The following is a 9,431-nucleotide window of genomic DNA, read 5'->3' on the forward strand; positions in this document are numbered from 1 at the left end:
TGGCGGTATTACGCGGTAGTAATGGAGGAGCACATGAGCAGATTAACTCTACAACAACTAGAATCCCACCTCTGGGAATCAGCGAACATACTTCGAGGCAGCATCGACTCGTCGGACTATAAAAATTACATATTTGGGATGCTATTTTTGAAGCGTTTGAACGACGTTTTCGTAGAGAAAGCCGAGCAAATTCAGTGTGAATATGGCGAAGATTACGGTTGGTACGACCACGACGAACACCAATTCTTCGTCCCAGAACATGCCCGTTGGGAATACATTCGGTCGAAGACGCAGGACATTGGGGCGGCCATCAACCACGCTTTTGAGTTGCTTGAAGAAGAGAACCCGACGCTTCAAGGCGTGTTGGCTACGATTGACTTCAACGACAAGGAACGTCTACCTGACGCCACCATTTCACGCTTAATCCAGCATTTCAGTGCCATCGACTTGTCCAACGCCAATCTAAGCGAACCAGACATGTTAGGGCGTGCCTACGAATACCTAATTAAGCAGTTTGCGGACGATGCAGGCAAAAAGGGGGGAGAATTTTACACGCCATCCAAGGTCGTTGAACTTATTGTTAAGCTGATAAAGCCGCAAGAAGGTATGCGTATCTGCGACCCAACAGTAGGGTCAGGTGGTATGTTAATTCAGTCAGTTGACTACATCAAGGCTACGGGTGGCAACCCACGCAACCTGACGTTGCACGGACAGGAAAAGAACTTGAATACATGGGCAATTTGTAAGATGAATCTATTGTTGCACGGACTTAGTGACCATCGTATCGAGAAGGGCGATACCATTCGTGACCCGAAGTTGGTTCAGGACGGCGAACTGATGTTGTATGACCGTGTCATAGCGAATCCACCGTTCAGTCTCAAGGGATGGGGACGTGAGGACGTGGAGTCGGACGGCTATGGACGTTTCCGTTTCGGTCTGCCCCCGAAAGATAAGGGTGACTTGGCGTTCGTCCAGCACATGATTTCGACGTTAAACCACGAAGGGAAAGCTGGCGTCGTTATGCCACACGGTGTTCTGTTTCGTGGTGGTGCAGAAGGAACCATTCGCAAGGGAATTCTGGAAGAAGATTTGCTGGAAGCTGTCGTTGGTTTGCCGTCAAACCTGTTCTATGGTACGGGTATTCCAGCATGTATTCTGATATTTAATCGTAAGAAAGACGCTAGCAAACGTGGCAAGGTGTTCTTCTTGAACGGTGCAAATGACTACCAAGAGGGCAAGAACCAGAACTTCTTACGCGATGAGGACATTCGGAAAATCGTTGCTGCGTATGATGCGTGGCAAGACGTGGACAAATACTGCCGTGTCGTTGACTTGGACGAAATCCGTAAGAACGACTACAACTTGAACATTGCCAGATACATCGACGCCACTGACGAGGACGAACAGATTGACGTTGAGGACGCCATTGCCGAGTTGCGACGCCTTGAGGAAGAACGTCAACAGGTTGAACTCGTGATGAACGGCTACCTTAAGGAGTTGGGCTACGGTGAGTAAGTCTCCAATGAACGACGACGCTTGGAAGAATGTGTACTTTCACGAGGTCTGCGACGTAAATCCGACCTACAAGATCGCAGACGGTGAAATATGTTCATTCATTGATATGGCTTCTGTCGCAGAAGACTCTCCACAACCTCGAAATATCGAAATTAGGGAATACAAAAAAACCAGTGCTTCTAAATTCAGAAATGGCGATGTACTGTTTGCGCGCATTACACCTTGTACAGAGAACGGCAAGACTGCATTAGTTCAAGGTCTAACGACTGAATTTGGATTCGGTTCAACTGAGTTCATCGTGCTTTCACCAAAAGACGAACTGGATTCAAAGTTCCTCTACTACATGGTTAAGGACGGAAATGTTCGTAACAAAGCGATTGCACGAATGGTTGGGACTACTGGTAGGCAACGTGTTCCAAACGAGTTTTTCCGTGATGAACTGGAAGTCAGTCTTCCGCCCCTATTTCAGCAACGTAAAGTCGCTGCCATCCTAACTTCCGTTGACGATGCCATCGACGCCACGCAACGTGTCATCGACCAAACCGAAGTTGTCAAACGTGGCTTGATGCAGCAGTTGTTGACCCGGGGCGTTGGTCACACGAAGTTCAAGCAGACGGAGATTGGGGAGATTCCGGCTGAGTGGGGCGTCGTTCGGTTGTCATCGGTTTCTAACTTAATTACCAAAGGAACAACACCTACGACTTATGGCTTTAATTACTGTGAGAACGGTATCAATTTTATAAAGGTTGAAAGCATCGACGAGCATGGTAATTTTCATGAAGATAAGTTCGCAAAGATTTCAACTGATGCTCATGCGAAGTTAAGTAGGTCGCAGATTCAAGAAGGAGATATTTTGTTTTCGATTGCTGGGGCTTTAGGACGTGCTGCTGTTGCGACTTCGAACATTCTCCCCGCAAACACAAATCAGGCTCTAGCCATTATTCGATTGAGCAAAGGCAATCTGGATGTTCGTTTTGTTTTCTACACTTTATTAAGCTCTATAGTCCAACACCAAATTAAAATGATTTCTACAGCAGGAGCACAGCCCAATTTAAGTCTTAAGCAAGTCGGTGACTTCTTTATCCCTATGCCACATGTGGAAGAGCAACTTAAAATTGTCAAGATAATCTCGGCTATTGATGCTCGGATAGCGAACGAAAAACAGTATTTGTCCTCCCTAGTCATCTTCAAACAAGGGTTGATGCAAGTTCTACTCACAGGCAACGTCCGTGTAAACGTCGATGAACCGTCCGAGGTGTCTGTATGACGACGCACGATTGGAACGAGAAGGAACTGGTCGAGAATCGTATCATCGAACAGTTGAAACGGTTGGGGTACTCGTACATTCACGGTTCCTATCTTGAAGGGGAGCGTCAGACGCTACGTGACGTTGTTCTTGAACAGCGTCTAAGTGATGCCATTAAACGTATTAACCCGTGGATTGACGAGAATAACTTGCGTAAGGTCGTCCGTGACATTACCCATGTTGAAGCCGCCAGTCTGATGGAAGCAAACGAAGCTATGCACGACGACCTCGTTCATTACATCTCTGTTGAACAGGACCTGGGCAAGGGTAAGAAGAATCAGACCGTCCGTTTGATTGACTTTGACAACATCGACAATAACGAATTTCTTGTCGTGAACCAGTTCAAGGTCAGTGGGGTGACGGGCAACATCATTCCTGATGTAGTTCTGTTCGTGAACGGCTTGCCATTGGTGGTCATCGAGTGTAAAAGCCCGTTCATCACCAGTCCTATCGGTCAGGGCGTAAAGCAACTGGAACGGTATCAACGTGATGCAGAACGGCTTTTTTACTACAACGAAATCCTTATCAGTACGTGTGGAGAACAAGCCAGGTATTCGACCATCAAAGCCCAACTGCGCCATTACGGCGAATGGAAAGACTCGTACCCAATTACATTGTCAGACTTGGGCAGCGAAGTGAAGCCGCAAGACGTTCTGGTTGCAGGAATGTTGACCAAACGTAACTTGTTGGACTTGATTCAGAATTTCATCGTCTATGAACCCGAAGGTGGACGCACCATTAAGAAACTGGCACGTTACCAACAATTTCGTGCCGTCAACAAAGCTATCGACAGAGTCGTTAATGCTGAATCGCTTGATGAACGTGGTGGCGTGGTTTGGCATACGCAAGGTAGCGGAAAGTCTTTGACCATGCTGTATCTTGCGGTCAAGTTACGTCGTGAGTCTAGGTTGCAAAATCCGACGATTTTGGTTGTGACGGACCGTAGGGACTTGGATTTGCAAATCACTAACACATTCCGACGTTGTGGCTTTCCGAATCCTGTGCAGGCGAACAGCGTGGCTGACCTACGCAATCTGCTACGCATTGGTTCTGGTCAGACCATTATGACGACCGTTCAGAAGTTCCAAGAAGCCGAGGATGAAGTAGATAAAGTTCTGAGTACGGATAGCAATATCTTCGTGATGGTAGATGAAAGCCATCGTACCCAGTACAAGGGACTGGCAACGAACATGAGAACAGCATTGCCTAACGCTTGTTATCTCGGATTCACGGGAACGCCAATTGATAAGAAAGATAAAAGTACGACACGGACTTTTGGTACTTACATCGACACCTATACGATTCAGCAGGCGGTTGATGATGGAGCCACTGTTCCCATTCTGTACGAAAGCCGAATGCCTGACCTCCAGATCGAAGGACGCTCACTGGACGCCCTATTTGACCGCATGTTTGCAAATTACGAAAAGGATGATCGGGAACGCATCAAACAGAAATACGCGACGACAGAGGCGATTACAGCCGCTCCAAAGCGTATTGAAGCTATTTGCATGGACATCATCGAGCATTACGAACAACATATTGCACCGAACGGCTTCAAGGCTCAAATCGTCGCGGTGAATCGTGAAACGGCGATTTTGTATAAACAGACGTTGGATAAGTTGAATGCTCCCGAATCCGTAGTCATTATCTCAGTGGGGCATAACGACAAGGATGAAATCAAACAGTTTCATCTATCGGAGCAACAACAGAAAAACTACATCGAACGATTCAAGAACCCTGACGACAAATTGCAGTTCATCATCGTCTGCGACATGCTGTTGACGGGCTTTGATGCTCCAATCGAACAGGTGATGTACCTAGATAAACCGCTTCGTGAACACAATCTTCTACAGGCAATTGCCCGTGTCAATCGTACCTACGACGGAAAGACCTATGGACTGATTGTCGATTATTACGGTGTATCCGCGTTCTTGAAACAAGCGTTGGACGTGTTCCATGAGAAGGATATTCGCGGCGTTATGATGCCAGTCGAATCAGAAGTGCCACGTCTACAGAGCCGTCACCGAGCGGCAATGCGTTTCTTTGACCATGTAAATACTGACAATCTGGAAGCGTGCATAAAGGTGCTTGAACCAGAGGACGTTCGGACAGAGTTCGACCTAGCCTTCAAACGGTTTTCGCAAAGTATGGACTTGGTGATGCCTAGTCCATTAGCAAATCCGTATCGTGATGACCTGAAGTTTCTTGGCAAGGTTCGACTCGCCGCCAAACAGCGTTTTCGTGACGAGGAAATGGACATTTCTGACTGTGGGGCAAAGGTGAAGGAATTGATTGAGGAACACGTCCGCGCAAACGCCATCGAAGTGTTGCACGACCCGATTGACATTCTAAGCAGTCGATTCATGGAGTACGTTGACGGAATGTCTTCAGACGAAGCCAAGGCGTCAGAAATGGAACATGCTATTCGTCACGAGATTCGAGTTAAGCTGGACGAGAACCCCGTTCATTACATGTCGCTGAAAGAAAAGCTGGAGAAGTTGATTGTCGACTGGAAGGAACATCGTTTGGAAACTGTTCAGCTTGTTCTACATCTTCAAGAGTTGATTCGGGACGACATACAAGGCTACAATGCCGCTCAATCGACATCGGGAATCGTTCGTGAACAGCGTCCTTTCTACGACCTGTTGCGTAGAGAATTGTCGTCCGATAGCCATGACGACGAACAGTTGACCGACCTGACGCAAATCGTTGTGGAGGACGTCTCAGCACTACAGAAAATACGTGACTGGACGACAAAAGAAGATGTGCAGCGAGAGATGAGAAGCCGTATCAAACGACAGCTACGTGCCGCCAAGTGTCCATCGGACAAACTAGAGGCGGTCACGCAACAAATCATGAACTTGGCTAAGGTACATTTCAAAGCCTAATTGGAGGTTCTTGCGATGGCAGATATTAAATTTGAAATCAAAGAAGCAGTGGGTGTTCTCTCGGAATCGAACAAAGGCTGGAAGAAAGAATTAAACTTAATGTCTTGGAACGATAAGGAACCCAAATACGATATTCGTGACTGGTCGCCGGAACACGACAAGATGGGCAAGGGAATTACGCTAAGCAAAGATGAGTTGGTTAAGCTAAGAGACTTACTAAACAGCATGGAATTATAATACCGAGTCACAGTTGCAGCGTCGGACCATGCACACGCAACCATTCTTTACGTTCGTCGTAATCGGGCATGACCGAGGAAACGACCGTCCAAAAGTCAGACGAATGGTCAGCGTGAATCATGTGTCCGAGTTCGTGAACAACAACATAATCCACAATCCGCATCGGTGCCATCAGTATCCTCCAGTTGATATTGATGGTTCCGTTTTTTGTGCAGCTACCCCAACGTGCCTGCTGGTCTTTGACAACAACTTTGGACGGTTCAAGCCCCAAACGTGGTGCAAACAACTTGATTCGTTGATGTATCTTTGCAGCCCCATGCGTGATGTACCAATCACGAAACGCCAGTCGCAATCGTTCCTGACGCCACGATGGACTAGAAGAGTTCGGTACAGTTGCGATGAAACGACCGTTCTGGAACGTCAGCGACACGTCCGAAGCTTTGTCCACTGCAATAACCTTCAAACGATACTGCCGCCCCAAATACGGGAACTTTTCACCGCTTTTGAACTCGTGATGTGTGGACAGCGGCTTGATTTCGCGGAACTCAGCGAGTTTACGCAGAATCCACGGTGCTTTACGTCGCAGAACGGTTTCGATTCGATGTTGGTCAATGTTTTCAGCAACGACAACAGAAACGCCAGTTGTCCAGTCAACGGCGATAGTAACGTCCTTTTTTGTGGGCTTGTGGTTTAGATGATAGTCAATTATTGTTGTGCCGTATTGGAACGTCGGCATGTAAGACAGCCCCTTTTGAGATACCACTTCGCATAGCTATTGTATCAAGGCCGTACAGCGGTAGGGAAGTCTACTATGGAACTATGGGGGTTTCGACCAGTGTTCCCTTCTCCTCTTCCACACCCGCCCCACATTCACACAATACTGCCTTATCCGCCACCTCGATGACCGTCCCTGACCCACGGTCACACCTTCGCCCCAACGCTGTTCCGCGCCACAGTTCTCGCACAGGATGATGAACATTTGACATCTCGCTCCTTTCCGTTGATGAGACGAGGATACAGCGGGATGGACGGAGCGTCGATGATGTGGAGGAGAGGTTGTACCCGATTCGATGATTCAGGGTTAATGATTAATCTTCCGCGGTATCAGTTAATTTGTTTTGAGTGGAACACATACGAATGACGGGTATCTCAGTATGCTTAACGACTTACGGTTCGATAACGGCGCGCAATAAAATTTATATAGGCTAATATTCTTTCTATCCAATAGGCTGCTTCGTCTTTTTCAATTTCTGTAATGTCGGGATTGCCGTGACGCACATCAGGGTACAGATCATGTAATTTATTCCAAATGGACAAACCATCTTTTAAAATATCATTATTACCCCATTCGCCGTGTGCCCGTAGGTATTTGACCGCCTCCTTAATATCATCCGTTCCAGAAACTTTCTTTACAAGAGATTCCATTGCCGACATGGCGTCTCTGACGGCATCCTTTCGTGCCCGCTGTGAATCATTCATAATGTTTGTTAATGATTGGGTTAGGTGCGCTTGTGTTTGCTGACAGATGTCCTTAACTTCGTCACGAGATTCTTCAATTTCATCTGATATGATTTCTTGTTCGTCACGAACCATCCAATGGAACCCAGTTGGGAAGGATGATTCGACAAAATATCCGAAGTCATGCTCTTCCAACTCCTCGTTTAACTCTGATACAAATGGTTCTTTTAAAACGTCGCATACATCCACCATTGCATCCATGAATTTATGAAAAGTACCTTGGGAAATTCGTCGCATCGCGCCGTCCAGTTCTTCTACAAGCCAACTGTAACCCCAATTTTGTGATGGTTCTGTCGGGATTCTCAAAAGGATTGCATTTACAACTGTTTTTAACTCCCCATCAGTCTCGCAGTTTCGCACAATGAGTCCTTGTATAGCACTTACGAGTCCTGACGGCACGTCTTTAACGTGATACAAGGTATCGTCATAACTTTTGTAGTTGGGATGATCATCCTTAAACATATGTGATTATTCTCCTTCGTACTCACCTTCTCAATTCAGGCGCATGATGATATGATAATGCAAAACATTTGTTAGGCGGAAGTTATTAGGAGGTAAATTACCTTTCTGGATAAGCTATTACCGTTCCCCTATGAGTGATTGCACGCAAATTCTAAAGTGTGGTACTTGGACTGCAGCGCGGCCCCGTCCATGGACTATTTTGATTTAGCTACAACAAAACTGAGCAGAATCGATACAATTGCCGCAATCACAGCGTAAAATGGCCATTCTGTAAGTGAGAGCCAACACCATAAAAACGATGTTCTTTGCTCTCCCATTGTCCATCGATCCGCTTTGTGATAATTCATGTCAAAGTCAATCGGGGCACTTTCTTCGACCCTAATATAGTTAAACAATCGTCGATATTTTCGTTGCAACGATAAATAATACGAGTCCAAGACCCAGAATACTACAATCGCTACGAATGCGATGAACACGTATTTTTTATGTATTCCCGCGCTGGAAAGAGCCAAAACACCTGCGGCCAGTGTTATCGTCCCGCCCTTCAGAAAGAAGGAATTAGACTCCATGCGAGTAACAACACCTTGGATCATTTCAAGGTAGCGAATTTTTCCTTCACTAAAATCCGACATTCAAGTGTTTTCTCCTCTCTATCCGCTGTCGCGCATGACCTGATTGGTCAACTCTCTATGAGTACATTTCCGATTCCTGCCTGCTTGTACAAATGATCTAAGGGGTATTCTGTTGGAGTTAAGTGCTGCGTCCCATACCATGCAATCAGGTCATTATCAGTAATCTCATGCAGGTGCTTCATGTCCAATCTGTACTTTACTGGCACGCCGTGAGCACTGTCCATGATGATCGTTTTCTCTGATTTCTGGAGGAGGTCGCGTCTATACTCGCTTAGACTCCTGCGCCTGATAAGCTGCGTCATGGCAATTTCGTGGTAAATCCACGGTGATCTAGTCTGATTACTTATTACATCAGAGGAACTGATAGAGTTGGGTGAGTTGAGAAAAATGACGCACTCGCTCTTATCGATCATCATGGTTAATGCTGTGGAAAGCATCATATGTATGTGACTTGTCGAGTAATTTCTTAGCTCGTAACTATAAGTAAAACGTCCTTCTATTTGACAAAATTCATCGTCAAGTTTCCGAAGCAAGTCGTCCGAGTAACCCCATACACAAGAGTCAATGAAGGCCGTCAAGCCAAACGAATTGTTGAGCCAACCAGCCAAACCTACGGCTGTTTTTTCATCTTTGTGCGAGTGCGAAATGAACACATCACAATTCATTTGAGGAAACCAGTTCTCTTGCATCTCTGAGCCATCCAAATGACCATCGTTCAGCATAAACGCATCGAGTTTGTCCTTTACTTGCCTCCTATGACGTGCAAAGAGACTTTTTCCCTCATTCTCATAGTCACTGAAGTCGATATTAGTTCTCAGATCAAACCCGGTAAACATTTAAGTATCACCCACTATTTTCTAAACTAAAATCTCC

Annotated in this window: 8 protein-coding genes; 4 read left to right on the top strand and 4 right to left on the bottom strand. The window is 46.2% G+C overall.

The window, feature by feature from the left end:
- Positions 1 to 33 precede the first annotated feature (33 nt).
- Genes AAC01S_RS12715 through AAC01S_RS12730 form a run of 4 tightly spaced genes read left to right on the top strand, consistent with a single transcriptional unit; the run spans position 34 to position 5,946 of the window.
- Positions 34 to 1,515, top strand: a complete 1,482-nt coding sequence (locus AAC01S_RS12715) for a class I SAM-dependent DNA methyltransferase (RefSeq protein ID WP_067622874.1) — start codon at positions 34 to 36, stop codon at positions 1,513 to 1,515.
- Positions 1,508 to 2,782: a restriction endonuclease subunit S gene (locus AAC01S_RS12720; protein WP_067622877.1), complete on the top strand. Its 1,275-nt coding sequence runs from the start codon at positions 1,508 to 1,510 to the stop codon at positions 2,780 to 2,782. Before AAC01S_RS12715 ends, AAC01S_RS12720 begins: the two co-directional genes overlap by 8 nt.
- Positions 2,779 to 5,709 carry a type I restriction endonuclease subunit R gene (locus AAC01S_RS12725; RefSeq protein ID WP_067622880.1) on the top strand — a complete coding sequence of 977 codons (2,931 nt, stop codon included), beginning with the start codon at positions 2,779 to 2,781 and terminating at the stop codon, positions 5,707 to 5,709. The genes AAC01S_RS12720 and AAC01S_RS12725 overlap by 4 nt, the downstream gene beginning before the upstream one ends.
- A gap of 15 nt (positions 5,710 to 5,724) precedes the next feature.
- Positions 5,725 to 5,946, top strand: a complete 222-nt coding sequence (locus AAC01S_RS12730; RefSeq protein WP_067622882.1) for a YdbC family protein — start codon at positions 5,725 to 5,727, stop codon at positions 5,944 to 5,946.
- 7 nt (positions 5,947 to 5,953) lie between these two features.
- Here the strand turns inward: AAC01S_RS12730 and AAC01S_RS12735 are convergent, their stop codons facing one another.
- The 4 genes from AAC01S_RS12735 to AAC01S_RS12750 all read right to left on the bottom strand — a co-directional run bounded on the left by AAC01S_RS12735 (position 5,954) and on the right by AAC01S_RS12750 (position 9,394).
- A complete protein-coding gene (locus tag AAC01S_RS12735; protein ID WP_067622886.1) occupies positions 5,954 to 6,682 on the bottom strand; it encodes a M48 family metallopeptidase in 729 nt (242 codons plus the stop codon).
- 422 nt (positions 6,683 to 7,104) lie between these two features.
- The gene (locus AAC01S_RS12740) at positions 7,105 to 7,926 is read right to left on the bottom strand and encodes a hypothetical protein (protein ID WP_067622888.1); all 822 of its coding nucleotides are present in this window, start codon (positions 7,924 to 7,926) and stop codon (positions 7,105 to 7,107) included.
- Positions 7,927 to 8,120: 194 nt separating this feature from the next.
- The gene (locus AAC01S_RS12745; RefSeq protein WP_067622891.1) at positions 8,121 to 8,558 is read right to left on the bottom strand and encodes a hypothetical protein; all 438 of its coding nucleotides are present in this window, start codon (positions 8,556 to 8,558) and stop codon (positions 8,121 to 8,123) included.
- A gap of 47 nt (positions 8,559 to 8,605) precedes the next feature.
- Positions 8,606 to 9,394 (bottom strand): toll/interleukin-1 receptor domain-containing protein, encoded by a 789-nt coding sequence (locus AAC01S_RS12750; RefSeq protein WP_083511765.1) that lies wholly within the window; start codon positions 9,392 to 9,394, stop codon positions 8,606 to 8,608.
- Positions 9,395 to 9,431 lie beyond the last annotated feature (37 nt).

The sequence above is a fragment of the Alicyclobacillus acidiphilus NBRC 100859 genome, assembly GCF_001544355.1.
GTDB lineage: Bacteria > Bacillota > Bacilli > Alicyclobacillales > Alicyclobacillaceae > Alicyclobacillus > Alicyclobacillus acidiphilus.

Bases quoted from the DNA above. Each gene is read 5' to 3' on its own strand.
- AAC01S_RS12715 (WP_067622874.1), top strand. From the start codon at position 34: ATGAGCAGATTAACTCTACAACAACTAGAATCCCACCTCTGGGAATCA.
- AAC01S_RS12725 (WP_067622880.1), top strand. From the start codon at position 2,779: ATGACGACGCACGATTGGAACGAGAAGGAACTGGTCGAGAATCGTATC.
- AAC01S_RS12730 (WP_067622882.1), top strand. From the start codon at position 5,725: ATGGCAGATATTAAATTTGAAATCAAAGAAGCAGTGGGTGTTCTCTCG.
- AAC01S_RS12735 (WP_067622886.1), bottom strand. From the start codon at position 6,682: ATGCCGACGTTCCAATACGGCACAACAATAATTGACTATCATCTAAAC.
- AAC01S_RS12740 (WP_067622888.1), bottom strand. From the start codon at position 7,926: ATGTTTAAGGATGATCATCCCAACTACAAAAGTTATGACGATACCTTG.
- AAC01S_RS12745 (WP_067622891.1), bottom strand. From the start codon at position 8,558: ATGTCGGATTTTAGTGAAGGAAAAATTCGCTACCTTGAAATGATCCAA.
- AAC01S_RS12750 (WP_083511765.1), bottom strand. From the start codon at position 9,394: ATGTTTACCGGGTTTGATCTGAGAACTAATATCGACTTCAGTGACTAT.